Below are 23,898 nucleotides of genomic sequence, written 5' to 3'. Positions count from 1 at the left end.
CCACTTTGGTCGCGTTGCAGGCGACCGCAGTCGTGTGTCTAATGTTTTACGCCGGGTTCCAAGCGTAAGGAGACATTGACGATGATCAAGATCCGTTCCGACTGCCGTGGCCAAGCGAGCTCACCGTGGCGTTCCGCCGCTCGCGCATTCGCCGTCTCGATGGCGATGCTCGCTGCCCAGGCGGCGTTCGCCGCCGATCCTGATGTCCCTCGCGCCGAGCAACTGGTGCGCGAAGGCAAGTACCAGGAAGCCTACGATCTGCTCTCGCCGTTCGAGGATGCCAACTCGAACGATGCCACCTTCACCTACCTGCTCGGCCGTGCCGCGCTGGGCACCCAGCGGGGCGAGAAGGCCAAGGCGCTGTTCGAGCGCAGTCTCGCGACACGACCGGACAACGTCGCCGCGCATCTCGCACTCGGCCGCGCCTACTTCGCGCTCGGCCAGTACGCCGAAGCGAAGATCGAGTTCGAGACGGTGCTGCGCTTCGACAACCTGCCGCCCGACGTGTTGTCCCAGGTCGGGATCTACGACCAGGCGGCGCGGCAGTCCCTGGAGGAGGGCAAGTCCTTGACGGGATTCGGCTACGCCGAAACCGGCGTCGGTCACTACCGTGTCAACGAGACCGTCGGGACGCGGACCTTCGGCGGCGGCGATCGCAGCGACACCTTCTACAACGCACGCGTCGGCGGCGGCGCGAACTACGCGTTGCAGAACGGCTATTCGATCGACGCGACCCTCGACTACCGCTTCAGGTACTACGACAACCCCGACAGCAGGGACGATTCCGACCTGCGCTGGCGCCTCGCCGGCAGCAAGGCCCTGGGCGAGAACAATCTCTCTGCCGGCTTCAGGGGCCGGACCAGCTATCGCGGCGATGGCAACTACCGCAACGATGTCTCGATCTTCACGGACTATCGCATGCGCTACGACCCGGACAACCAGTTCACGGTCGGCGCGGACGTCCGCCGGCGCCGCTATCCGGAGGGCCCGGAGCGCGATCGGAGCCGGACCACGGCACTGGTGTCGGCGGGATGGGTGAATTCGTTCATGGAAGGCAAGGGCAGCTTCTCCCTGACGGGACACGCCGGCCGCAACTACGCAACGAGCCGGCCGGATGGCGATTCCAACGTGTTCGGCGCCACGGCCGCGCTGGACTACACGGTGAGCAAGACCCTGAGCTGGGGCGGCTTCGTATGGTGGGAGCGCGACATGTTCGCTTCGGACAACATCCACTTTCACCCCGACACGCTCGACAACTCCATCCTCCTGCGGCGCAGGGACAACCTCTACGAGGTCGGCGCCTATCTGGTCTGGGAGTTCGTGCCGACCTGGACCTTGCGTCCGGAGATTCTCTGGATACGGGATCAGAGCAATTCGATCGGCGCCAACTACAGCTCGACCGAAGTGTGGATCAACGTGCGCAAGGGCTTCTGAGTTCTTGCGTTTCGTGGTGCCCGATGGTGCTATTGACAAAGGCCCATGAGCCACTGATGCTCATTCGAACCGGGCCAGAAGTAAGGGCCGTGAACGCGCAAGGCCTCCGCTGTTTCCCCTGAAAAACAGCATGGATGGGTGCTCAGGCGCGGCACGGGTCTTCAGGGATTGAAGTTCGAATCATTTCAAACGAGTGAGGAAATTCCATGGCTTCGACTGAACAAAAAATGTCGCGAATGCAGCTCACCGCGATGGTGGTGGGTGGCATGGTCGGCGCGGGGATCTTCTCGTTGCCGCGCACCTTTGCGAATGCCACCGGGCCGTTCGGCGCGGTCATTGCGTGGCTCATTGCGGGCACCGGCATGTACATGCTGGCGCGGGTCTTTCAATCTCTTGCCGAGCGCAAGCCCGACCTCGATGCCGGCGTCTTCGCCTATGCCAAGGCCGGCTTCGGCGACTACCCCGGCTTTCTCTCCGCGTTCGGCTACTGGATCGGCAGTTGCATCGGCAACGTCTCGTACTGGGTTCTGATCAAGTCCACGCTGGGCGCGTTCTTCCCGGTCTTCGGCGACGGCAACACGGTGGTCGCGATCCTGGTGGCATCGGTAGGCATCTGGCTCTTCCACTTCATGATCCTGCGTGGCGTCCAGCAGGCGGCGTTCATCAACACCGTCGTCACGATCGCCAAGGTCATTCCGATCCTGGTCTTCATCGTGATCCTGATCTTCGCCTTCAAGATGGACATGTTCCGCTTCAACTTCTATGGGGCGGGCCTGGAAGGTGGCATCTTCGAGCAAGTGCGCGCGACCATGCTGGTCACCGTCTTCGTCTTTCTCGGCATCGAAGGTGCGAGCGTCTATTCGCGCTACGCGAAGAAGCGCTCCGACGTCGGCGCCGCCACCATCACCGGCTTCATCGTGGTGACCACCCTCATGGTGCTGGTCACGCTGCTTCCCTATGCCGTGCTGGAGCGGCCGGACGTGGCCGTCATGCGTCAGCCGTCGATGGCGACCGTGCTCGAGGCCGTGGTCGGGCCCTGGGGCGCAGTCTTCGTGAGCCTGGGGCTCATCGTCTCGGTGTTGGGCGCGTACCTGGCGTGGTCGCTGATCTGCGCCGAGGTGCTCTTCGCCGCAGCGAAGACCAAGGACATGCCGAAGGCCTTTGCCACGGAGAACAAGAACAAGGTGCCAGTGGTGGCCCTGTGGGCGACAAACATCATCGTGCAGCTCATCGTCATCACCACCTACTGGTCGCGGGATGCGTTCTCGCTGATGCTGAACCTGACCAGTGCCATGGCCTTGATCCCCTTCCTCCTGGTTGCGGGCTACGGCCTGCAATTGACGAAGCGTCGGGAAGGCTATGACGTACGGCCCGAGGAGCGCACGCGCGATCTCGTCATTGCGATCGTGGCAACGGCCTACACGGCTTTCCTGCTCTATGCCGGCGGCATGAAGTTCATCGTGTTGTCTGCCGTCCTGTATGCGCCTGGCACGGCGCTCTACTTCTGGTGTCGCCGCGAGCAGAACCTGCCGGTGTTCACCAAGGCATCAGACTGGATCATCTTCATCCTCGCAGTCATCGGTGCCGTCGTCGGCATCTACTGGCTCGCGACCGGTTACATCACCATCTAGCCACTCCGGCTGGGTACTCACACAGGAGAACGTCATGGCAACAGAGACAAAACCCACCGCATTCGGGGTCCACTCCGAAGTAGGCCAGCTGCGCAAGGTGATGGTGTGTGCGCCGGGCCTGGCGCACTCGCGCCTCACCCCGAGCAACTGCGACCAGCTGCTCTTCGACGACGTGCTGTGGGTGGAAAACGCCAAGCGCGACCACTTCGACTTCGTCACCAAGATGCGGGACCGCGGCGTCGAGGTGCTGGAGATGCACAACCTGCTCGCCGAGACCGTTGCGGTGCCGGAAGGCAAGAAGTGGATTCTCGACAACCAGGTCGTGCCCAATCAGGTCGGCCTCGGCTTCATCGACGAATTGCGCAGCTACCTCGAAGGGCTCGACAACCGCGCGCTGGCCGAGACCTTGATCGGCGGCCTGTCGACCCATGACTTTCCGGATGCGCACGGCGGCAAGGCGCTGGAAGTCGCCCGCGAAGCCGCCGGTGCGACCGAGTACCTGCTGCCACCCCTGCCCAATACCCTCTACACGCGGGACACCACCTGCTGGATCTATGGCGGCGTCACCCTCAATCCGCTGTACTGGCCCGCGCGCCACGAGGAGACCATCCTCACCACCTCCATCTACAAGTTCCATCCCGACTTCGCAGGCAAGGTCAACGTGTGGTGGGGCGACCCGACCCAGGACCACGGCCTCGCCACGCTCGAAGGCGGCGACGTGATGCCCATCGGCAAGGGCAATGTCCTCATCGGCATGAGCGAGCGCACCTCGCGCCAGGCGATCAGCCAGCTCGCGGCGACGCTGTTCAAGAAAGGCGCGGCCGAGCGCGTGATCGTCGCGGCCATGCCCAAGATCCGTGCGGCGATGCACCTGGACACCGTCTTCACCTTCGCAGACCGCGACTGCGTGCTGCTCGCGCCCGACTTCATGAACCAGACGCGCACCTACTCCTACCGCCCGAGCAGCCATCCGAGCGGGGTCGAGCTGCATGCGGAGAACAAGCCCTTCGTCGACGTCGTGGCGCAGGCGCTGGGCTTCAAGAAGCTGCGCGTCGTGGAGGCCGGCGGCAGCGACTACCAGCGCGAGCGCACCCAGTGGGACAGCGGCGCGAACCTGGTGTGCGCCTCGCCGGGCGTGGTTTATGCGTACGACCGCAACACCTACACCAACACGCTGCTGCGCAAGCAGGGCATCGAAGTGGTGACGATCGTCGGCGCCGAACTGGGCCGTGGTCGTGGCGGCGGCCACTGCATGACCTGCCCCATCGTCCGCGATCCGGTGGACTTCTGAGCTCAGGGCGGCAGCAAGCAGCCGCCCCTGTTCATTTATTGATAGGACGACCCCCGTGTCTGTGAAATCCACTGTCCAGCGAGTTGGCCATCTACACAGAACGACAACCGTCCTCGCGCTGGCGGCGCTGGCGGCGCTGGCGTTGCTCTCGGCGTGCAAGCGCGGCGACGAAGCGCCGGTGGCGGAGATCCGGCCGGTCCGCGTGATGACGATCGAGACGCGCTCGATCGGCGACACCGTGACCCTCACCGGCACCGTGCAGGCGCAGACCGAGATCAACCAGTCCTTCCGCATCGACGGCAGGCTGATCGAGCGCAATGTCGAGATCGGCGACCGGGTGAAGCCCGGCCAGGTGCTGGCACGGCTCGATCCGCTGAACGAGGAAAGCAGCCTGCAGTCCGCGCGGGCGCAATTGTCGGCAGCGCAGGCCCAGGGCGTGGAGGCCCGCAACAACCACGCGCGCCTGCGAGACCTGCTCAAGGAGGACGCGGTCTCGCGCGCTTCCTTCGAGCAGGCCGAGGCGCTGCTGAAGGTGGCGCAGTCGCAGGTCGAGTCTGCCCAGTCGCTGGTGACGCTCGCGCAGAACCGGCTGAGCTACACGCGCCTGGTCTCCGACGTGTCCGGCATCGTGACGGCACGCGGGCCGGAGCCGGGCGAGGTGGTGCAAGCCGGTCGGATGATCATCCAGGTGGCGAGGGAGGGCGCGCGCGATGCCGTCTTCGATGTGCCCGCTCAGGTCAAGAACACTACGCCGTCGAACCCCGAGATCACCGTTTCGCTCGTGAGCGATCCGAACATCACCGCCAAGGGCCAGGTGCGCGAGGTCTCGCCCCGGGCCGATCCGGTGACCGGCACGTTCAGCGTCAGGGTCCGCCTGCTCAACGCTCCCGCCGCCATGCGCCTGGGCACGACGGTGAACGGGCGCATGAAGCTCGACAGCGCTCCCGCCATCGACATACCGGCGTCGGCGCTGACCCGGTCGGGCAAGAGCGCATCCGTGTGGGTGGTCGATCCGAAGGCCGGCACGGTATCGGCCCGCGCGATCGAGGTGCGTGCGTATGACGCCTCGCGCGTTCAGGTCACGTCGGGGCTTGCGCCCGGCGATGTGGTCGTGACCGCGGGCGTGCAGGCGCTGCGGCCCGGCCAGAAGGTCCGGATGCTCGAGGCTGCGCAGTGATCGGCCCGAACCTGTCGGAGTGGGCGCTTTCCAAGCGCTCGCTGGTGATCTTCCTGATGATCATCGCGGTGATCGCGGGGACGCTGTCCTTCATCCGGCTGGGGCGAGCGGAAGATCCGGTCTTCACCTTCCGCACCATGGTGGTGGCGGCAGGCTGGCCCGGCGCCACCGTGGACGAGACACTGCAGCAGGTTACCGAGCGGCTCGAACGCACGCTGCAGGAGACCAACCATCTCGACCGGGTGCGCAGCTACACGGTCGCGGGCCAGACGACGATCTTCGTCGACCTGAAGCAGTCGACGCCGCCGGGCGAGGTCCCGGACATCTGGTACCAGGTGCGCCGCAACATCGGCGACATGCGGCAGACATTGCCGGCCGGCGTGGTCGGGCCGTTCTTCAACGACGACTTCGGCAGCACCTTCGGCATCATCTACGCCTTCACGGCGGACGGCTTCACCTTCCGCGAACTGCGCGACTACGTCGAGTCCGCCCGCTCGCGCCTGCTACAGGTGCCCGACGTCTCGAAGATCGAGGTGATGGGCGCGCAGGACGAGCAGATCTACATCGAGTTCTCCACCGAGCGGCTCGCCGGCCTGCGGCTGGACTTTCCGACCATCGTCGGCGCGCTGCAGGCGCAGAACATCGTGCGGCCGGCCGGCACCATCCAGACCGAGCAGGAGCGCGTGTTCATGCGCGTCACCGGCGCCTTCGATTCGGAGCGCGACATCGAGGCGGTCAATCTCGTCCTCGGCAACCGCATCATCCGCCTCGGCGACATCGCGACCGTGCGGCGCGGCTTCGTCGATCCGCCGCAGCCGATGTTCCGCGTCAACGGCAAGCCGGCGATCGGGCTGGCGATCGCGATGCGCGATGCCGGCGACATCCTCGCGCTCGGCCGCAACATCCGCGTCGAGATGGCCGACATCACGGCGAACCTGCCGCACGGCATCCAGCCCACGCTGGTCGCCGACCAGGCCGTCACGGTCGACGTCGCCATCAACGACTTCATGGCCTCGCTGTGGCAGGCCATCATCATCATCCTGGTGTGCAGCTTCGTGAGCCTCGGCGTGCGTCCGGGCACGGTGGTGGCGCTGTCGATCCCGCTCACGCTGGCGATCGTGTTTGCCATCATGGACGTGCTGAACATCGACCTGCACCGCGTCTCGCTCGGCGCGCTGATCATCGCGCTGACCCTGCTCGTCGACGACGCGATGACCACCGTGGACGCGATGATCAACCGGCTCGCGGCCGGGGACACCAAGGACCAGGCCGCGACCTTCGCCTACCGCACGCTGGCCGCGCCGATGCTGATCGGCACGCTGGTGTCGATCTCGAGCTTCGTGCCGATCGGCTTCGCGAGGAGTTCCGCGGGCGAGTACACCTTCTCGATCTTCGCGGTCGTCGCCATTGCGCTCATCGTGTCCTGGCTCGGTGCGGTGATCTTCTCGCCGCTGGTCGGCAAGGCGATCCTGAAGGCGCCCAAGCCCGATGCCGAGCCGCCCAAGCCGAGCAAGGTGGTCCAGATCTACGGCAGCTTCCTGCGGGGCGCGATTCGCGCCAAGTGGCTGACCATCGGGCTGACCATCGCCGCGTTCGCCGTGACGATCTTCCTGCTGCAGTTCGTGCCGCGGCAGTTCTTCCCGGCATCGGACCGTCCCGAGCTGACGATCGACATGACCTTGCGGCAGAACGCCTCGATCCATGCGACGCAGGCCCAGGCGGAGCGCTTCGAGGCCCTGCTGAAGGAAGACGCCGATGTCGACCACTTCAGCACCTACGTCGGGCGCGGTGCGATCCGCTTCATCCTCACGCTCAACGTGCAGCTCGCCAATCCGTTCTTCGCGCAGTTCGTCGTGGTCGCCAAGGATCTCGATGCGCGCGACAGGCTCCAGCTGAAACTGGAGAAGGCATTGGCCGAGCAGTTCCCCGATGTGGTGGCGCGCGTGTCCCCGCTCGAACTCGGGCCGCCGGTGGGCTGGCCGCTGCAATACCGCGTGACCGGGCCGGACACGAACCAGGTGCGCAAGTACGCGCTCGAACTGGCCGACGTGCTGGGCTCCGATGCGCGCGTGCGTCACGTCAACTACGACTGGATGGAACCCGCCCGGCAGGTCCGGGTGCACATCAACCAGGACGAGGCGCGGCAACTCGGCGTGAGCACGCGCACGCTGTCGGGCATCCTGAACGCGGCGGTCACCGGATCGCCGGTCACGCAGGTGCGCGACGACATCTACCTGATCAACGTCGTCGCCCGCGCCACCGACGAGCAGCGCGTGTCCTTCCAGACCCTGAGTTCGCTGCAGGTGCCGACGCCCACCGGGCGCATGGTGCCGCTGAGCCAGTTCGCGACCTTCACCGAGGAGCAGGAGCTGCCGCTCATCTGGCGGCGCAACCGCCTGCCCACGCTGACGGTGCGCGCCGACGTCATCCACGGCGTGCTGCCGGACGAGGTGGTCGAGAAACTCGCGCCGAGGATGGTCGAGTTCAACGCCAAGCTGCCGAAGGGCTACAAGGTCGAGACCGGCGGCCTGTTCGAGGAGAGCGCCGCGTCGAGCGCCTCGGTGTACGCCGTCGTGCCGCTGATGATCGTGCTGATGCTGGTGAGCATGATGGTGCTGCTGGTGAGCTTCCGGCGGCTGGCGATGGTGGTCTGCATCATGCCGCTGGGGCTGATCGGCGTGGTCCTTACGCTGCTGCTGTTCAACCGGCCGCTGGGCTTCGTCGCCATCCTCGGCATCCTGGCGCTGATCGGGATGATCGCGAAGAACGCGGTGATCCTGATCGTGCAGATCGAGACCTACCGCGCCGAAGGCCAGAGCGTCATCGATGCGGTCATGGCCTCCGGCACGTCGCGCATGCGCCCGATGATGCTGACCTCGATATCGACCGTGCTGGGCCTGATCCCGATCGCGCCGACCGTCTTCTGGGGGTCGATGGCCTTCGCCATCATGGGCGGCCTGCTGGTGGCCACGCTGCTGACGCTGGTGTTCCTGCCGACGGTGTACGTGACGGTGTTCGGCAAGGAAAAGCCGCCGCCGCGTGATGAGGCCCTTGGTCCCGCGACAGATCCGGCGTGATGGACGAGGGGCATCCGCTTGACTCCGATCCCCGCATCCGCAGCAACCGCCGGGCTGCCCTCCGGAGAGGGCCCGGTCGCAGACGGCCGCGCGGTGCTCGAACTGCACGTCGCGGAGCTGCGGCAACTCTTCAACTCAATGGACCCGGCGCCGTTCCGGGAGCGTGACCTCGATCCGAAGGCGCAGGACTACATCGTCGACTGGGCCCGCGAAGTGCAGGCGAGCCGCCCGCTGGCGCTGGTCGTGCGCATCGACAGCCACACCGCGACACCGGAAGCCGCCTCGATGCTGCGCGATGCCGTCGGCGAGTACTTCCGCCAGCGTGCGCTTGCCACCCGGCGGCAGATGCGGCGCCTGCTGCGTCTGGGCCGCATCAGCCTGCTGATCGGGCTCGTGTTCCTGGCGATCGCCTTCTTCGTCGGCGAATTCATCGCGGGCCTCTTCGACAAGGAGCGCTACACGCGGCTCGTACAGGAGAGCCTGGTCATCGGCGGCTGGGTCGCCCTGTGGCGGCCGATGGAGATCTTCCTGTACGACTGGTGGCCGATCCGCGAGGAGATGCGGCTGTACGAGCGGCTGAGCCGCATGGACGTGCATCTGGTCTGCGCAGGCGCCGAAGGAGCGTCGTCATGACGCGCACGCCCACATTGGCCGGCACCGTGCTGACGCGCGGCTTGATGTTCCTGGCGCTGTGGCTGGTGCTGATGCCTAGCGTGAAGCCGGCCGACCTCGGCTTCGGCGTGCTGTCCACCGTCGCCGCGACCTGGACGAGCCTGCACCTTCTTCCGCGCGAGGCGGGGCACGTGCGCTTCCGCGCGCTGCTGGGGTTCGTGCCGCATTTCCTGTGGCAGTCGGTGCTGGCCGGCATCGACGTGGCCCGCCGCGCGCTCGATCCGCGCATGCCGATGCGACCGGGGTTCGTCTCGGCGCCGGTGGGTTTTCCGCCGGGGCTGGCTCGCAACGAGTTCGCCTCGATCATGAGCCTGCTGCCGGGCTCCGTTCCGGTGGGCGAGACCGAGACCGCCATCGTCTATCACTGCCTGGACATGGACCAGCCGCTCGCACAGCACATGGCCGAAGAGGAACAGCTGCTGACCAAGGCGTTGATGGTGGGGGAGGGCCATGACTAGCTTCCTGATCGGCGCCACCGCCTTCGTGCTCGCGATGGTCGCGCTGGGCCTGATCTGCATCCTGCGCGGCCCTGGCAACGTCGATCGCATGATGGCCGTGCAGCTCTTCGGCACCGGCGGCATCGCGGCGCTGCTGCTGGCGGGCGCGGCGATCGACATGGATGCCGTCATCGACGTGGTGCTGACGCTGTCGATCCTCGCGGCCTTTGCCGCCATCGCCTTCGTGAAGGCCGGCGCCACCACCGTGCGGGACGATGCGGGGAGCGACCGATGACCACGAACCTCGCCGCCGACATCTTCACCATCGTCGCCATCTGCGCGGGCGCGTTCTTCTTTCTCGCCGGCAGCGTGGGCCTGCTGCGCTTTCCCGACACCTTCACGCGGCTGCACGCGCTCACCAAGGCCGACAACCTGGGGCTGGGGCTCGTGGTGCTGGGGCTGCTCCCGCAGGTGGACAGCCTCTCGACGGCCTGCAAGCTGGTGCTCGTCTGGTTTCTCGTCCTGCTGGGTTCCGCCACGGTGTCCCAGCTCATTGCGCGCGCCGTGCGCCGCGAGGGGCCGAAGCCATGAGCCTGACCCTGAACATCGCACTGGCGCTCCTGTTCCTCGGGCTGGCGGCCTGGACCGTCTTCGCGCGCGACACCTTCGCGGCGGTCGCGGGCTTCATTCCCTATGGGCTGCTGCTCACGCTGGTGTGGCTCCAGCTGTCGGCGATCGACGTGGCGATGACGGAAGCCGCGATCGGCGCCGGCCTGACCGGTGCGTTGCTGGTCGGTGCCGCCTCGCGCCTGCGCCGGACGGAGGCCGCAGCGCTCGCGGACCGGCCGGGGCTGCTCACGCGCGTGCTGGCCGCGGTGGCTGCAGTCGGCGTCGCCGGGGTCATCGCCGTGTGCGTGCTCGCATTGCCCGATCCCTCGCCGACGCTCGCGCCCCAGGTGGCCGCCAACATCGCCTCGACCGGCGTCGGCAACCCGATCACGGCGGTGCTGCTCTCCTTCCGTGCGATGGACACGCTGCTCGAAGCCGTCGTGCTGCTGTTCGCGCTGGTCGGCGTGTGGTCGCTGGCACCGGACCGCGCATGGGGCGGTCGTCCCGGCCCCGCGCAGCCGGCCGACCCCAACGGCATCCTCGCGTACTTCGCGCGGGTGCTGCCGCCCATCGGGATCGTCGTCGCCATCTACATCCTGTGGGTGGGCGCCGATGATCCGGGCGGCAAGTTCCAGGGCGCGACCATCCTCGCGGCGATGTGGCTGCTCGTGATGATGGCGGGCCTGGCCGATGCGCCGCCCGTCAGCCGCGTCTGGCTGCGCACCGTGCTGGTGGCCGGGCCGGCGGTGTTCATTGCCATCGGGTTCACGGGCGTTGCCATCGCGGGTGCGTTCCTCGCCTATCCCGAGGGCTACGCGAAGCCGCTGATTGTGGTCATCGAAGTGGCGCTGATGCCCTCTCTCGCTATGACGCTGGCGTTGCTGCTGGCCGGCGCGCCGCAACGCAGGACACCTCCATGAGCCCGACCACGCTGTTCGGACTGTGTGGTGCAGTGCTCGTCGGCCTGGGCGTGTACGGGCTCATCGTCAACCCGCAGCCGCTGCGCAAGATCCTGGCGTTCAACCTCATCGGCAACGGCATCTTCGTGGTGTGCGCGGTGATCGCGCGCCGGGGCGCGGCCGCCGGCATGAACGGCGATCCGGTGCCGCAGGCGCTGTTGATCACCGCCATCGTCGTGGCCTTCGCGGCGTCCGCGCTCGCCGTCGCGCTGCTGCTGCGGCTGTTCGAGGAAGCCGGTTCGGTCACGCTGTCCGGCAATCTGCCGCCCCAGGCGAAAGCTGCCGATGGGGAGGTCTAGGTGCCCGCTTCCGCATCGATGGACCTGACGACACCCGACGGCCTGTGGCTCGTGCTGGCGGTGCTGGTGCCCTTCGTGGGCGTGTTCGTCGGGCTGCTCCTGGGCGGGCGCAATGCGCAGCGGGTGGCCATGGTCACGCTGGTGCTCGGGCTCGGCATCGCGTTCGCCATCGCCCGCGCGCTGGTGCAGACCGGCGATGCGCTCGTCTACCTGCTCGGCGGCTGGACGCCGCCGCTCGGTGTGGCGCTGCGCGCGGACGGATTGTCGGTCGTCATGCTGGTGGCTGTCGCGGTCGTGATCGGCGTCATCGGCATCTATGCGTGCGGCGATTTCGGCACGCCGAAGGGCACGCGCGAGGCACGGGCGCCGTTCATGTTCTGGCTGCTGTTGCTCGCGGTGTGGGGGTCGCTCAACCTGGTGTTCGTGAGCGGCGACGTGTTCACGCTGTATGTCGCGCTCGAACTGCTGACCTTCGCCGGCGTTCCGCTGGTCAGCCTCGATGGCCGGGGCGAGACCCTGCAGGCCGCGCTGCGCTACCTGGTCTATGCGCTGCTCGGTTCCATGCTCTATCTGCTCGGTGCCTTTCTGCTGTACGGCGCCTACGGCACGCTGGACATCTCGCTTCTGGCGACCCAAGTCCGCCCCGAGCCGCTGACCTGGGCCGCGGCGGCGCTGATGACGGGCGGGCTGCTCGCGAAGACTGCACTGTTCCCGCTGCACCTGTGGCTGCCGCCCGCGCATGCCGGGGCGCCTGCGGCGGCGAGCGCGGTGCTCTCCGCGCTGGTGATCAAGGGCGGGTGGTTCCTGGTGGTGCGTCTCTGGCTCGACGTCTTCGCCAATGTCGTGACCTGGCCTTCCGTCCAATTGCTGGCGGCGCTGGGCGCGGCGGCGATCCTGGTCGGCAATGTCGTGGCGCTGCGGCAGGCGCGCCTGAAGCTGCTGATCGCCTATTCGACCGTCGCGCAGATCGGCTACCTCTTCCTGATGTTCCCGCTGGTCTTCGGCATGGATGCCGCGCAGCTCGACAGTGCATCGACCGTCAGCGGCGGGATGCTGCAGGCCATCTCGCATGCCACCGCGAAGGCTGCGATGTTCATGGCCGCCGGACTCATCTACTCGACGCTCGGGCACGACCGCGTCGCGGACCTGCGCGGGGCAGGGCGCGCGCTGCCGATGACGATGGTCGCTTTCGCGCTCGGCGGCGCATCGCTGATCGGGCTGCCGCCATCGGGTGGCTTTCTCGCGAAGTGGCTGCTGCTGTCGGCGGCGATCGCGACGGCGCAATGGTGGTGGGTGCTGGTGATGCTCGCGGGGGGCCTGTTGACCAGCGCCTACGTGTTCCTCGTCGTCGTGCGCGCGATGACGCCCGCGGAGGCCGGCTGGGAGCCGAAGGCGCGCGTTCCGCGCTACCAGCAACTGGCCGTGCTGGCGTTGGCCCTGTGTTCGTTCCTGCTGGGTCTGGCCGCGCTGTGCCCGGTCGACATGACGCAGATCGGCCGCTCCTACATACCGCTGGCGGGGGCGCGATGATCATCGGGTCCGCCAGCCTGCTTGTGATCTTCCTGGGCGCCGCGGGGCTGCTGGCCGCTGCCATCGCCGTTCCGCTGGTGTTGCTGCTGGCCTGCGCGGTTCCGGTCCTGCGTCGCCGAATGCCCGCGCTCTTCGTCCTGGCGCCGTTGCCCGCGCTGGTGGCGGCCTTCTTCGCCGGGGGCGACTCCGCGCTGATCATCGGCAACCCGGGCTACGCGCTGACGCTCACGCTCGATGCGCCGGGCGCGATGCTGCTCGCCGTCGCGGCGCTGCTGTGGAGCCTGGCGGGCCTCTACGCCGCGCGCTCCCTGCGCGACCGGCCGGACGCCGACGGGTTCATCGTCTGCTGGCTGATGACGCTGACCGGCTGCGTCGGCGTGTTCCTCGCGGCCGACCTCATCGCCTTCTATTTCCTGCTGGCGGTGCTGAGCGTGGGCGCCAGCGGGCTCGTGCTCCAGGGCGAGGGGCCGGATGCCCTGCGCGCCAGCGCCCTGTACCTGGGACTTGCCTTGCTGGCCGAGGCCTTCCTGCTCGCCGGTCTCATTCTTCTGGCGCAGGCCACGCCGGCGGGGAGCCTGCTGATCCGTGATGCCGCAGCCGCATTGCCCACGTCTCCCACGCGCGACCTCACGCTCGTGCTGTTGCTCGTCGGCCTGGGCATGAAAGCGGGGCTGGTGCCGCTGCACTTCTGGATGCCGATCGCCTACGGCGCCGCGCCGATACCGGCCGCCGCCGTCATGAGCGGCGCGGTGGTCAAGGCCAGTGTCATCGCGCTGATCCGGTTCCTGCCGCTCGATGTGGCGTTGCCGGATTTCGGGCTCCCGCTCGCCGCGATCGGCATGGTGGGTGCGCTCTATGGCGTCGCCATCGGCATCACCCAGACGCAGCCGAAGGTCGTGCTGGCGTACTCCAGCGTCAGCCAGATGGGTTTCGTCGCTGCCGTGATCGGCATGGGCCTCGCCGCGGGCGACGGCTCCACCGCCATGGCCGCCGCCTTCTATGCCGCGCATCATCTGCTGGTGAAGGGCGCCTTGTTCCTGGCCGTCGGCGTGATCGTGCTCACGGGCCGCCGGCACCTGTGGCCGATGCTCATTCCCGCCGCGGTGATCGGGCTGGGGCTGGCCGGCCTGCCGCTGACCGGTGGCGCGCTGACGAAGTACGCGGCCAAGGACATCCTCGGCGACGGGCTTGCCGGCACCATGGCCGTCGTGTCCTCGGTGGCCTCCACCCTGCTGATGATCCATTTCATCCGCCGCCTGAGTGCGGACGCGGCGCCGGACCCCGATGCGCGGGCGCCTGCCGTGCTCGTGGTGTCGTGGCTCGCGATGGCGGTGGCGTCGGTGGCGGTGCCTTGGGCGTTCTATCTGGCGATCCCGGGCGAGATGCGGCCCGACGCGCTGGCCCCGGCCGCGCTCTGGTCGGCACTCTGGCCGATGCTGATCGGCGCGGTGCTGGCCGTCGTGCTCGACCGGGCGGGTCGGCATCTGCCGCGCATTCCCGCCGGCGACCTGGGCATCGCATTGGGCCATCTGCAATGGGCATGCAGCGCGACCGCCGCGCGCTTCGAATGCACCGACACCTTCCTGCGGCGCTGGCCGGTCGCCAGCATCGCGTTGCTGGCAGTGTCATTGCTGTTCGGCTGGACGCTCCTGGCCTGACATGCCCACCATCCCTATTTCATCGAGGAACACGCCATGAGGACGCACACGGTCGCAGCGCTGGTCGCCGCCGCATTCTCCTTCACCGCCTGCACCGTCGGCCCGAACTATGTGCGACCCGCGGTGGAGGCGCCGACGGCCTGGCGCATCGACTACCCCAAGGCGGTGGAGGTCGCGAACACGAAGTGGTGGGAGCAGTTCGGCGACCCGGTGCTGAACGAACTCATCGAGACGGCGCTGCGCGAAAACCTCGACGTGCGTGTCGCGGCGGCGCGGGTCGACCAGTTCATCGGCACGCTCGGCACGGCCAGCTCCCAGGCCTTCCCGCAGATCGGCTACAGCGGCGCGGCGAGCCGCACCCGTGCGAGCCGGGAAGGGTTCCCGCCGATCCCCGAACCCGCCAATCCCTACTTCTCGCTCTACCAGGCGGCGCTCGGCGCGACCTGGCAGATCGACCTCTTCGGCCGCGTGCGGCGGCTGAGCGAAGCCGCGCAGGCGCAGGTCTACGCGAGCGAGCAGGCGCAGCGCGGCGTCGTGCTCACGCTGGTGGCGGGTGTCGCGACAAGCTACCTGGCCCTGCGCGGGCTGGACCGGCAGCGCGAGATCGCGGTGGCCACGGCTGCGAACTTCGGCGAGACGGCGCGCATCTTCGATCTGCGCTTCAAGTCGGGCATCGTCTCGAAGACGGAAGTCAACCAGGTGCGCTCGCAGTACCAGCAGGCGCTGACCGCCATTCCGGCCATCGAGCAGCAGGTCGCCGCGGTGGAGAACCGCATCTCGATCCTGCTCGGCCGTAATCCGGGCCCGATCCCGCGCGGCAAGACCATCGAGCAGCTCGCGGCGCCGCTCATCCCTGCCGACCTGCCTTCAGTGTTGTTGCGGCGGCGGCCCGACATCCTGCAGGCCGAGCAGAACCTCGTGGCCGCCAATGCCAGCATCGGCGCGGCGCGTGCGCTGTACTACCCGACCATTTCGCTGACGGGCGCCTATGGATCGACGAGCACCGCCGCAAGCAACTTCCTGTCGGGGCCGGCGACCGCATGGCAGGCGGCGGCCAGCCTGGCCGGGCCGATCTTCACGTTCGGTGCGATCGAAGGACAGGTGAAGTCGGCCGAGGCCCAGAAGGAGCAGGCGGAGCTTGTCTACCGGCAGACCATCCTGAACGCGTTCCGCGACACGAACGATGCGCTCACCGGTTCGCAGAAGACGATCGAGGGCGTGGCCTTGCAGCGCGAACGTGTGAAGGCGCTGCGGGAGTTCGCGCGGCTGTCGCGGCTGAAGTTCGAGAGCGGCCTGATCGGCTACCTCGAAGTGCTGGTGGCCGAGACCGAACTCTTCGCCGCCGAACTCGCATCGGTGGCGTTGACGACCGACCGCTACACGCAGGTCGTCAACGTGTACCAGGCCATGGGCGGCGGCTGGGTGGAGATCGCCGACGCCATCACGCCGCGGCCCGTGGCCTTCATTGCGGAATGACGCGCGCGGCGTCGCCGTTGCCCTGGATGAAGACACGCTGACCCACGCGCAGGCCGGGCTGCACCGGCTGGGTCACCTCGATCAGCACGCCGCTGTCGGTGCGCACGAAGACTTCCTGTCCCGGCATCGACTGGGCCGAGCGGTTCGCGACCTCGGCACCGGCCAGCGTGCCGCCGATGGCGCCTGCGACCATCGCCACGTCGCGACCCGTTCCGCCGCCGATCAGGCTCCCCAGGCCCACGCCGGTGAGGCCGCCGACCACTGCGCCGACGCCCGTATGGGCCGGGCTGCGGATGGTCGTCGGCGAGATCTGCTCGACCACGCCCTGGCGAATGATCGTCGAACCGGATGCCGGGCCGCCTGGCGCCGCGCAGGCGCCCAGGACGAGTGCCAGGGCCAATGCCGCGAGGCGCGAGAAGAGTCGGGTTGCCATGGGCTTTTTCCTTTGCTGAGGTGGGTTGTTGTCAATTTCATGATGGCACCCCGACCGCACCGGGCAATTGGCCGAACGTGCAGTTCCGCCTGCCCCTTCGGGCAGGCCTCAAGTTTTCGGGAACCCCGCCGATATATCCATCGCGTGCATGCAACTCGTCGTGTCGGACGAGCCTGCCCTGCGAGGAGTGAGCGTGAGAGTCGGAAACAGCCGTGGCGGCATTCGAGCGGGGGAACTGGCATGACCCTGTCCGGCTATGGCATCGACGCCTTGAAGGTGCTCGCGGCAGCCGGCCCCGTGGCGGGGCTGGTGGCGGTGGCGCACGTGCGCTCGTCGCGGCGCCGGAAGCAGACGCTCAAGGCCGAGGCAGCGCTGCGCACGTCGCGCAGCGTGTTCGTCGACGTGCCGGGCTCGGCGCTTTCCGCCTCGGTCCGGTTCGACCTCACCCCGCAGCTGCTGGGCTGGCTGGCCGCTGCCCAGAGCGGTTCGCTCCACGGCATGGAAACGCCCGATGCCGTGATGCTGGCCTTCGATGTCGATGCGACGTGGAAAGGCATCGGGTCGCCGGATATGGAGGCCGACTCGACCTTTCCCAGCCAGCTGATCGCCACGCGCGAACTCTTCATCGTCCGCTCGATGAACCCGTGGTGCGACAGCGCCGAGATCCCGCTGCGCCAGATGCTCGATGCCCATCGCACGCTGCCGGAAGGCGAGCCGCTCTACTGCGCGGTGGACGGCTCGATCCGGCTCACGCCGACGCGGCGCATGCGGGCGCCGTCCATGCCGGTGCCGCGGCAGTTCTACTGGGTGCGCGCGGAGTCGTCGGCGGCTGAAACAAGGCGCAACCCCACCTAGCCGGCGGCGAGGCGGTCCGGAAAAGGGCGCTAGGATCGGTGAGATTCGACCCACCCTTCAGCGTATTCAAGGACTTCGCATGACGACCCCCAGCTACCCCGACACCCGCCTCCTGATCGACGGCGAGTGGTGCGACGCCGCGAGCGGCAAGACCCAGAACGTGATCAATCCCGCGACCGGCAAGCCCATCGGCAAGGTCGCGCACGCCGGCATCCCCGACCTGGACCGCGCGCTCGACGCGGCGCAGCGCGGCTTCGAAGCCTGGCGCCGGATCCCGGCCAACGAGCGCGCGGCGACCATGCGCAAGGCAGCCGGCCTGCTGCGTGAACGCGCCGCCGACATCGGCCGCATCCTCACGCAGGAGCAGGGCAAGCCTTTCGTCGAAGCCCGCGGCGAAGTGCTGGCCGGCGCCGACATCATCGAATGGTTCGCCGACGAAGGCCGCCGTGTCTATGGCCGGATCGTGCCGTCGCGCAACCTGTCGGCGCAGCAGCTCGTGATCAAGGAGCCGCTGGGCCCCGTCGCCGCCTTCACACCCTGGAACTTCCCGATCAACCAGATCGTGCGCAAGCTTGGCGCCGCGCTGGCCAGCGGCTGTTCCTTCCTGGTCAAGGCGCCGGAAGAAACCCCGGCATCGCCTGCCGCGCTGCTGCAGGCCTTCGTCGACGCCGGCGTGCCCAAGGGCACGGTCGGCCTGGTGTTCGGCGATCCGGCCGAGATCTCCAGCTATCTCATCCCGCACCCGATCATCCGCAAGGTCACTTTCACCGGCTCCACGCCGGTGGGCAAGCAGCTCGCCGCGCTGGCGGGTGCGCACATGAAGCGCGCGACGATGGAACTCGGCGGCCATGCCCCCGTGATCGTCGCTGCCGATGCGGACGTCGCCCTGGCGGCCAAGGCTGCAGGTGGCGCGAAGTTCCGCAACGCGGGGCAGGTCTGCATCTCGCCCACGCGCTTCCTGGTGCACAACAGCATCCGCGATGAATTCGCGCGCGCGATGGTCAAGCACGCCGAAAGCCTCAAGCTGGGCGACGGCCTCGCCGAAGGCACGACGCTCGGCCCCCTGGCCAACTCACGGCGCCTCAGCGCCATGGCCAAGGTGCTCGACGATGCGCGCGCCACCGGCGCCAAGGTCGCCACCGGCGGCGAACGCGTGGGAACGGACGGCAACTTCTTCGCGCCCACCGTGCTCACGGATGTCTCGCTGGAAGCCGACGTGTTCAACAACGAGCCTTTCGGCCCGATCGCGGCCATCCGCGGCTTCGACACGCTCGAGGAAGCGATCAAGGAAGCGAACCGCCTGCCGTACGGCCTGGCCGGCTACGCCTTCACCCAGTCGATCAAGAACGCGCACCTGCTGTCGCAGCAGATGGAAGTCGGCATGCTGTGGATCAACCAGCCGGCAGCCCCGTCGCCCGAGATGCCTTTCGGCGGCGTGAAGGATTCGGGCTACGGCTCCGAAGGCGGACCGGAAGCCATGGAGGCCTACCTGATCACCAAGGCGGTGTCGATCATGGCGGTCTGACGCCCGGCAGCGCCGTCCGGCGGCGGTCGCTAGCCAGATGCGTGATCCCGCGTGACAATGCGCGGCATCATGAATCACGCGACGATTCGCCGGACTGTGCTCTGGGTCTGGTTGCTGCTGCTGCCGGCCCTGGCGCTGGCGCAGACGCAACTGGGGAGCGCTGCGGCCATGCAGGCCAAGCATGCTTCCGTGAAAGGCCAACTCGAGAAGAACGTCTTCGGGCGCCCGCTGGTACTCGAATCCACCGAGGCGTCCGGCCAGCTGAGCGGCAACATCTTCGCCGTGGTGGCCTATCCCTTCGACCAGGTCAGCGCCGCACTCGGCAAGCCTTCCGGCTGGTGCGAGGTGCTCATGCTGCACCTCAACACCAAGCACTGCGCGGTGCGCGAGACGGACAGCGCCAAGACCGTGGCGGTCGCGGTCGGCCGCAAGTTCGACCAGCCGCTGTCGGAGGCCCAGAAGGTCGACTTCGTCTGGCAGCCGGCGACCGTCTCGCCGGACTACTTCAGCGCGCGTCTGAGCGCCGACAAGGGCCCGCTCTCCACCCGCGACTACCGCATCGAGCTGGAAGCGACCCCGCTGGACGGCGGCAAGACCTTCATCCATCTCGGCTACAGCTACGCGTACGGCACGGCGGCGCGCATCGCCATGCAGGGCTATCTCGCGACGATCGGCAGCGACAAGGTCGGCTTCACCGCCACCGGCACCAATGCGTCGGGCGAGCAGGACTACGTCGGTGGCGTGCGCGGCGTGGTGGAGCGCAACACGATGCGCTACTACCTCGCGATCGATGCCTATCTGGGCGCGCCCGATGCAAAACAGTTGCCGGGGCGGCTCGCCACCTGGTTCGACAGCACCGAGCGCTACGCGCGCCAACTGCATGAGGTAGAACGGAATGACTACCTGTCGATGAAACGCAACGAATACAAGCGGATGGAAAGCGGCGGATCCTAGTTACCACTCTTGCGTCATTTTGCTACACATGTATCCTCGTGTGTCTCAAAAAGGACGCCCCATGGATGTTGATTTCCACCTGCACAAGGTTCAGGCGCTCAGCCCCAAGGCCGCAAAGATCGCGCTGCGAATGCTGGACCGGGACCCGCGCGTTCCCACCGAATGGGTGATGTCGCTGCGGCCGGCGCTGGTCGAACGAAGCAGTGACTCCGCTTCCTTCGGCGGAACCGACTGGATGACCATCGCTGCCATCGAGCGGCCGGGCATCCGACGATTCACCGAACGCTTCGAAAGCCGCGAACAGCGTCACGCACGGCTGTGGGTGATGAGCCTGCGCACGGCCTCCAAGAAGCATGACCGGGCCGAGCCCGACGCGAGCATCTACGGCGAGCTCTAGCCGTTGAGCCGGACCCGCAGCCACGCGGGTCCTTGGTGGCGCGAACGCCGCCGCCCATTCAAGAGCAGTTGTATGAAGTCGCGACCAGCGGGTCCGTGCCCACGAACGCAGGCTTTGTCGGATGCATGCAGATCGGCCGCGAGGTGGCGGTCGGATTGGCCGCGGTCACCGGAGACGAGATGTCGATCCGGCTCGGCGGCTGGTCCTCCTCCACCCAGGTCGTGAGGGCCAGGTAGAGCTGGTCGATCGTCGGCAGCGGCGGATTCGCGGCCGGGTTGCTCGTGCCGTTCGAGAAGCCGTGCGCCATCCCCGGGACGAGGAAGAGCCGGTAGAAGTTCTTCACCACTGTGTCGCCGCCCATCTTCGCGGTCAGCCGGTTGTAGTAGTTGAGCGTGCCCTGCGGTGGAATGAGCGTGTCCGAGAGGCCGTGGTAGACCAGCATCTTGCCGCCCCGCGCCGCGAACGCACCGAGGTTGTTGTCGTCCGTGTTGATGTTGGCGAACGACGCCTGCAGCGCCACACCCCTGTCATACGCGTTCGACAGGTCGAGGTACGACAGCGTCTTCCAGAGGTCCGCGCCGTTGCGGGTGGCGTTGATGAAGTTGCTCGATGCATAGCTGGCGTTCTGCAATTCCAGCGCGACCAGGTCGCTCGCAATGGTGAACGGGGTCGCCCCGCCGAGGCCGCCGATGTTCGTGCCGCGCGTGAGGCCGTACCAGCGCTGCGCGCCCTGCGGTTCGACGGCGGTGCCGTTGTCTGCCGAAGGCGAGGGCACCGAGCCGTCGGCCGTCTGGCCGTACCAGATCTTGTTCATCGCCACGGCCTGCACCTGCGTGACGCAGTCGCCCGAGGGCGCGTTGCCGCCGCTCGACTGGCAGATCACGTTCAGATCCTGCGTCGGGTCGTAGCGGCACTGGAACGGATCGGGGATGTAGCCCAGATGCCGGTTGCCGACCGCGTCGCAGGCAGCGATCGCGGCATTGCCCAGCACCGCCGCCTGTCCGCTGGTCAGGGGCACGCCGCCAAGGTCGCGCTGGTAGACGATCTGCGGATACAGCTCGGAGGTGATGAACTTCGTCCAGTTGATGGCGGGCGCGCCGGCCAGGATGCCGTCGAAGTCGGCCGGATTGGCCTGCGCCTCCATGTGGCCCTGGCGACCGCCGGTCGAGAAGCCGTTCCAGTACGCGCGCTTGGCCGGTGTGCCGTAGTAGGCCTGCGTGAGCGCCTTGGTCTTGACGGCCATCTCGTGGATGCCGCGCTGCGCGAAGTCGTTCCAGAGCACGGTGTTGATCGAGCCATCCGGATTCATCGCGAACGAACCGCCGTTGGCAGTGTTGGCATGGCCGGTGTCGGTGCTGGCGGAAACCGCGCCTTCGACCATCGCGGTCGTTGCCGGCGCGCCCGAGGTACCGCCCGACGTGCCCGCGAGCGCGGTCAGCGAGGTGTGCACGCCGCCGGCCCAGCCGCCGCCGCCCTTCACGTGAATCCTCTGGTTCCACTTGCTCTCGCTGGGAAGCCAGATCTCGATGCCGATGCCCTGCGAGGTCGAAGGCGCGTCCGCCGGTCCCGTATTGCCGGGGCCGACCAGCAGCTTCACCACGCACACATCGCTCGTGGCCACCGGCGTGTTGGCGCCGGCCGTGCCCGAGAGCAGGAGCGGATCACCCGCCTTGAACGACTTGACGAGCAGAACCTGCGTGAGCGGGTCCGGCGTGAAGCGCGTCTTCATCGACTCGTCGCACGTCAGCTTGGCCTGGCCGGGAACGACCGGAAAGCCTCCACCGCCGTGCCCTCCGCCACCGCCGCAGGCCGCCAGCCCGACGGCGACGGCCATGCCCGCCAGACGGGCCAAGGTTGTCGATGTCCGCGATTCAACTCCGCCGATGCGCATGGATGTCTCCTGTTTTCAATGCGCCGAACGAGTTGCCCGACGCCAGGAGCTTGATGCACCGCGCCCGGAATTCCGGGCGTAGGAAGAGGCCCATCCGTGCCGCGCCCGGCCGCCTACATTGCCGGCTCGGGACGCGGATTCATTGGAGGCGTCTGGACTTGAGGAGGATGCTCCGGCTGTTGCGGAGCTCCGCGAGCATCTTCAGTTGCTCGGGGCAGTCGGCGGGCGCCGCGACCAGCACGAAGGGGCTGCGCCGCAGGGCGGTGATGGTCTTCTCGACTTCCGCCGGATCGCGGCCCTTGGAGACGAGGCCGGCTGCGACCGCCGCCTTCGACTGCTTGAAGAAGGCCTTCTCGTACGCCGGCGTGCCGCATCGCGCGGCGACCACGCGGTAGTCGGCCTCCTGCTGTTCGCTGGACACCATCGAGCCCAAGCTTCCCGTCGACTGGGCGTTGGCCGTCATCGGGACGGCGATGACGCACGCCGCAACGACGGCACCGATTTCGAAATGCGCTTTCATACGACCCCCCTGAATCCAATCACGCTTCTTGCGGTTGCATCCTAAGGGGGCGTCTGCGTGTTGCGCCATCGACCATGTGAACTATTGCGGATCAGGTTCGCCTTTCGAGTCGAAGCGTCGCGAACGGCATGAAAGTGCGCCGCCGCCGGCACCTGGCGTTCATGCCGGCCATTGCCCGAAGGTGCAGAAGCGCTTGCCCGTTGGGCCGATTTGCAGCTTTCGCGCCCACACCCCAAGATCGGTGCGTCATGCACCGAACGCCGCACCCGCCGTGGAGAACGACTTGTGTCGCGGCCGCGGCATGGCTCGTGGCCTGCGACGCATGCGCACAGCAAAGTGACGAGGACCTGCAGAAGAAACTCGTCAATCCGATCGCCGACATCGTGACGCTGCCGTTCCAGTGGACGACCAATTTCGACACCGGGCCGTTCAGCAAGCCGCAGCACACGCTCAACATCCAGCCGGTCTATCCGGTCAGGCTCGATGGCGGCTGGTCGCTCATCAACCGCGCTATCGTGCCGCTGTTGTCCAACCCGGCCGTGCTGCCGGGGCAGGACCGTGAGTACGGCTTGGGCGACATCACCTACGAGGGCTTCTTTGCGCCGCCAGCCAAGGAGGGCGGCCTGATCTGGGGCGTGGGGCCCGCGCTGATCATGCGGACGGCCACCGATGAACGGCTGGGCCAGGGCAAGTGGTCCCTCGGGCCGGCAGTGGTCGCGCTGAAGGAAACGGGTGCATGGAGTGTCGGCGCGCTGGCGACGCAGGTGTGGTCCTTCGCGGGCGACGACAGCCGGCCCAACGTCAACGCCTTTTCGCTGCAGCCGATCGTCAGCTACCGGCTGGACGCGAAGCAGTCGATCGGCTACATCGGGATCATCACCGCGGACTGGAACGAAAAGCGGTCGAGCCAGCGCTGGACGGTGCCGCTCGGCGTGTCGTATTCGCTTCTGGTCAAGCCGGAGAGCTTTGTGCCGATGAACTTCGTGGCCGGAGCGGGCTACAACGTCATTCGGCCGGACAATGCATCGGATTGGTTCGTGCGCTTCCAGGTCAATTTCATTCTGCCGAAATGA

The 23,898-nt window shown here is 67.5% G+C and carries 22 protein-coding genes; 19 read left to right on the top strand and 3 right to left on the bottom strand.

Annotated features, from left to right (window positions below; all coding sequences use genetic code 11):
- The first annotated feature begins 81 nt into the window (after positions 1-81).
- The 14 genes from QTH90_RS16280 to QTH90_RS16215 all read left to right on the top strand — a co-directional run bounded on the left by QTH90_RS16280 (position 82) and on the right by QTH90_RS16215 (position 16,250).
- The gene (locus tag QTH90_RS16280; RefSeq protein WP_286665606.1) at positions 82-1,434 is read left to right on the top strand and encodes a tetratricopeptide repeat protein; all 1,353 of its coding nucleotides are present in this window, start codon (positions 82-84) and stop codon (positions 1,432-1,434) included.
- 206 nt (positions 1,435-1,640) lie between these two features.
- A complete protein-coding gene (locus tag QTH90_RS16275) occupies positions 1,641-3,065 on the top strand; it encodes a basic amino acid/polyamine antiporter (RefSeq protein WP_286665605.1) in 1,425 nt (474 codons plus the stop codon).
- 34 nt (positions 3,066-3,099) lie between these two features.
- Positions 3,100-4,356, top strand: coding sequence for an arginine deiminase (locus QTH90_RS16270; protein WP_286665604.1), 1,257 nt, complete (start codon positions 3,100-3,102; stop codon positions 4,354-4,356).
- Between the two features lie 55 nt (positions 4,357-4,411).
- A complete protein-coding gene (locus tag QTH90_RS16265; RefSeq protein WP_286665603.1) occupies positions 4,412-5,533 on the top strand; it encodes an efflux RND transporter periplasmic adaptor subunit in 1,122 nt (373 codons plus the stop codon).
- The gene (locus tag QTH90_RS16260; protein ID WP_286665602.1) at positions 5,530-8,610 is read left to right on the top strand and encodes an efflux RND transporter permease subunit; all 3,081 of its coding nucleotides are present in this window, start codon (positions 5,530-5,532) and stop codon (positions 8,608-8,610) included. The genes QTH90_RS16265 and QTH90_RS16260 overlap by 4 nt, the downstream gene beginning before the upstream one ends.
- 18 nt (positions 8,611-8,628) lie before the next feature.
- The gene (locus QTH90_RS16255; protein WP_286665601.1) at positions 8,629-9,243 is read left to right on the top strand and encodes a hypothetical protein; all 615 of its coding nucleotides are present in this window, start codon (positions 8,629-8,631) and stop codon (positions 9,241-9,243) included.
- Complete coding sequence (locus QTH90_RS16250; RefSeq protein ID WP_286665600.1) at positions 9,240-9,740, top strand: Na+/H+ antiporter subunit E; 501 nt, start codon at positions 9,240-9,242, stop codon at positions 9,738-9,740. Before QTH90_RS16255 ends, QTH90_RS16250 begins: the two co-directional genes overlap by 4 nt.
- Entirely contained in the window at positions 9,733-10,014 is a 282-nt protein-coding gene (locus tag QTH90_RS16245) for an MrpF/PhaF family protein (protein WP_286665599.1), read from the top strand. Before QTH90_RS16250 ends, QTH90_RS16245 begins: the two co-directional genes overlap by 8 nt.
- Positions 10,011-10,310, top strand: a complete 300-nt coding sequence (locus QTH90_RS16240; protein ID WP_286665598.1) for a cation:proton antiporter — start codon at positions 10,011-10,013, stop codon at positions 10,308-10,310. The genes QTH90_RS16245 and QTH90_RS16240 overlap by 4 nt, the downstream gene beginning before the upstream one ends.
- A complete protein-coding gene (locus tag QTH90_RS16235; RefSeq protein ID WP_286665597.1) occupies positions 10,307-11,248 on the top strand; it encodes a hydrogenase subunit MbhD domain-containing protein in 942 nt (313 codons plus the stop codon). Before QTH90_RS16240 ends, QTH90_RS16235 begins: the two co-directional genes overlap by 4 nt.
- Entirely contained in the window at positions 11,245-11,586 is a 342-nt protein-coding gene (locus QTH90_RS16230) for an NADH-quinone oxidoreductase subunit K (protein ID WP_286665596.1), read from the top strand. The genes QTH90_RS16235 and QTH90_RS16230 overlap by 4 nt, the downstream gene beginning before the upstream one ends.
- Positions 11,587-13,116, top strand: coding sequence for a complex I subunit 5 family protein (locus QTH90_RS16225; RefSeq protein ID WP_286665595.1), 1,530 nt, complete (start codon positions 11,587-11,589; stop codon positions 13,114-13,116). It abuts the gene before it with no gap.
- Complete coding sequence (locus QTH90_RS16220; protein WP_286665594.1) at positions 13,113-14,774, top strand: proton-conducting transporter transmembrane domain-containing protein; 1,662 nt, start codon at positions 13,113-13,115, stop codon at positions 14,772-14,774. The genes QTH90_RS16225 and QTH90_RS16220 overlap by 4 nt, the downstream gene beginning before the upstream one ends.
- 36 nt (positions 14,775-14,810) lie before the next feature.
- Positions 14,811-16,250: an efflux transporter outer membrane subunit gene (locus tag QTH90_RS16215; protein ID WP_286665593.1), complete on the top strand. Its 1,440-nt coding sequence runs from the start codon at positions 14,811-14,813 to the stop codon at positions 16,248-16,250.
- Here QTH90_RS16215 and QTH90_RS16210 read toward each other — a convergent pair.
- Positions 16,237-16,683: an outer membrane lipoprotein gene (locus tag QTH90_RS16210; protein WP_286665592.1), complete on the bottom strand. Its 447-nt coding sequence runs from the start codon at positions 16,681-16,683 to the stop codon at positions 16,237-16,239. The two genes, QTH90_RS16215 and QTH90_RS16210, sit on opposite strands and share 14 nt — an antisense overlap.
- 240 nt (positions 16,684-16,923) lie before the next feature.
- Between QTH90_RS16210 and QTH90_RS16205 the strand changes: the two genes are divergently transcribed.
- The 4 genes from QTH90_RS16205 to QTH90_RS16190 all read left to right on the top strand — a co-directional run bounded on the left by QTH90_RS16205 (position 16,924) and on the right by QTH90_RS16190 (position 20,414).
- Positions 16,924-17,538 carry a hypothetical protein gene (locus QTH90_RS16205; RefSeq protein WP_286665591.1) on the top strand — a complete coding sequence of 205 codons (615 nt, stop codon included), beginning with the start codon at positions 16,924-16,926 and terminating at the stop codon, positions 17,536-17,538.
- A gap of 79 nt (positions 17,539-17,617) precedes the next feature.
- Positions 17,618-19,063, top strand: coding sequence for an NAD-dependent succinate-semialdehyde dehydrogenase (locus QTH90_RS16200; protein WP_286665590.1), 1,446 nt, complete (start codon positions 17,618-17,620; stop codon positions 19,061-19,063).
- 69 nt (positions 19,064-19,132) lie between these two features.
- Positions 19,133-20,017 (top strand): hypothetical protein, encoded by an 885-nt coding sequence (locus QTH90_RS16195; protein WP_286665589.1) that lies wholly within the window; start codon positions 19,133-19,135, stop codon positions 20,015-20,017.
- Positions 20,018-20,078: 61 nt separating this feature from the next.
- Positions 20,079-20,414, top strand: a complete 336-nt coding sequence (locus QTH90_RS16190; protein WP_286665588.1) for a hypothetical protein — start codon at positions 20,079-20,081, stop codon at positions 20,412-20,414.
- A 58-nt stretch (positions 20,415-20,472) separates the two neighbouring features.
- On the opposite strand, the gene QTH90_RS16185 is transcribed toward QTH90_RS16190, so the two are convergent.
- Both QTH90_RS16185 and QTH90_RS16180 read right to left on the bottom strand, forming a co-directional pair.
- Positions 20,473-22,305, bottom strand: a complete 1,833-nt coding sequence (locus QTH90_RS16185) for a tannase/feruloyl esterase family alpha/beta hydrolase (protein WP_286665587.1) — start codon at positions 22,303-22,305, stop codon at positions 20,473-20,475.
- Between the two features lie 139 nt (positions 22,306-22,444).
- The gene (locus QTH90_RS16180; RefSeq protein ID WP_286665586.1) at positions 22,445-22,825 is read right to left on the bottom strand and encodes a hypothetical protein; all 381 of its coding nucleotides are present in this window, start codon (positions 22,823-22,825) and stop codon (positions 22,445-22,447) included.
- Positions 22,826-23,073: 248 nt separating this feature from the next.
- Here QTH90_RS16180 and QTH90_RS16175 point away from each other — a divergent pair, with 248 nt between their 5' ends.
- Positions 23,074-23,898: a transporter gene (locus QTH90_RS16175; RefSeq protein WP_286665585.1), complete on the top strand. Its 825-nt coding sequence runs from the start codon at positions 23,074-23,076 to the stop codon at positions 23,896-23,898.

The organism is Variovorax flavidus, from assembly GCF_030317145.1.
GTDB lineage: Bacteria > Pseudomonadota > Gammaproteobacteria > Burkholderiales > Burkholderiaceae_C > Variovorax > Variovorax flavidus.
The sequence above is the reverse complement of the archived record's forward strand: the minus strand, read 5'-3'. Positions and strand labels throughout refer to the sequence as shown.

Excerpts from the sequence above, each read along its gene's own strand:
- QTH90_RS16280 (WP_286665606.1), top strand. The coding sequence starts at position 82 with ATGATCAAGATCCGTTCCGACTGCCGTGGCCAAGCGAGCTCACCGTGG.
- QTH90_RS16275 (WP_286665605.1), top strand. The coding sequence starts at position 1,641 with ATGGCTTCGACTGAACAAAAAATGTCGCGAATGCAGCTCACCGCGATG.
- QTH90_RS16270 (WP_286665604.1), top strand. The coding sequence starts at position 3,100 with ATGGCAACAGAGACAAAACCCACCGCATTCGGGGTCCACTCCGAAGTA.
- QTH90_RS16250 (WP_286665600.1), top strand. The coding sequence starts at position 9,240 with ATGACGCGCACGCCCACATTGGCCGGCACCGTGCTGACGCGCGGCTTG.
- QTH90_RS16245 (WP_286665599.1), top strand. The coding sequence starts at position 9,733 with ATGACTAGCTTCCTGATCGGCGCCACCGCCTTCGTGCTCGCGATGGTC.
- QTH90_RS16240 (WP_286665598.1), top strand. The coding sequence starts at position 10,011 with ATGACCACGAACCTCGCCGCCGACATCTTCACCATCGTCGCCATCTGC.
- QTH90_RS16235 (WP_286665597.1), top strand. The coding sequence starts at position 10,307 with ATGAGCCTGACCCTGAACATCGCACTGGCGCTCCTGTTCCTCGGGCTG.
- QTH90_RS16230 (WP_286665596.1), top strand. The coding sequence starts at position 11,245 with ATGAGCCCGACCACGCTGTTCGGACTGTGTGGTGCAGTGCTCGTCGGC.
- QTH90_RS16220 (WP_286665594.1), top strand. The coding sequence starts at position 13,113 with ATGATCATCGGGTCCGCCAGCCTGCTTGTGATCTTCCTGGGCGCCGCG.
- QTH90_RS16215 (WP_286665593.1), top strand. The coding sequence starts at position 14,811 with ATGAGGACGCACACGGTCGCAGCGCTGGTCGCCGCCGCATTCTCCTTC.
- QTH90_RS16210 (WP_286665592.1), bottom strand. The coding sequence starts at position 16,683 with ATGGCAACCCGACTCTTCTCGCGCCTCGCGGCATTGGCCCTGGCACTC.
- QTH90_RS16205 (WP_286665591.1), top strand. The coding sequence starts at position 16,924 with ATGACCCTGTCCGGCTATGGCATCGACGCCTTGAAGGTGCTCGCGGCA.
- QTH90_RS16200 (WP_286665590.1), top strand. The coding sequence starts at position 17,618 with ATGACGACCCCCAGCTACCCCGACACCCGCCTCCTGATCGACGGCGAG.
- QTH90_RS16195 (WP_286665589.1), top strand. The coding sequence starts at position 19,133 with ATGAATCACGCGACGATTCGCCGGACTGTGCTCTGGGTCTGGTTGCTG.
- QTH90_RS16190 (WP_286665588.1), top strand. The coding sequence starts at position 20,079 with ATGGATGTTGATTTCCACCTGCACAAGGTTCAGGCGCTCAGCCCCAAG.
- QTH90_RS16185 (WP_286665587.1), bottom strand. The coding sequence starts at position 22,305 with ATGCGCATCGGCGGAGTTGAATCGCGGACATCGACAACCTTGGCCCGT.
- QTH90_RS16180 (WP_286665586.1), bottom strand. The coding sequence starts at position 22,825 with ATGAAAGCGCATTTCGAAATCGGTGCCGTCGTTGCGGCGTGCGTCATC.
- QTH90_RS16175 (WP_286665585.1), top strand. The coding sequence starts at position 23,074 with ATGCACCGAACGCCGCACCCGCCGTGGAGAACGACTTGTGTCGCGGCC.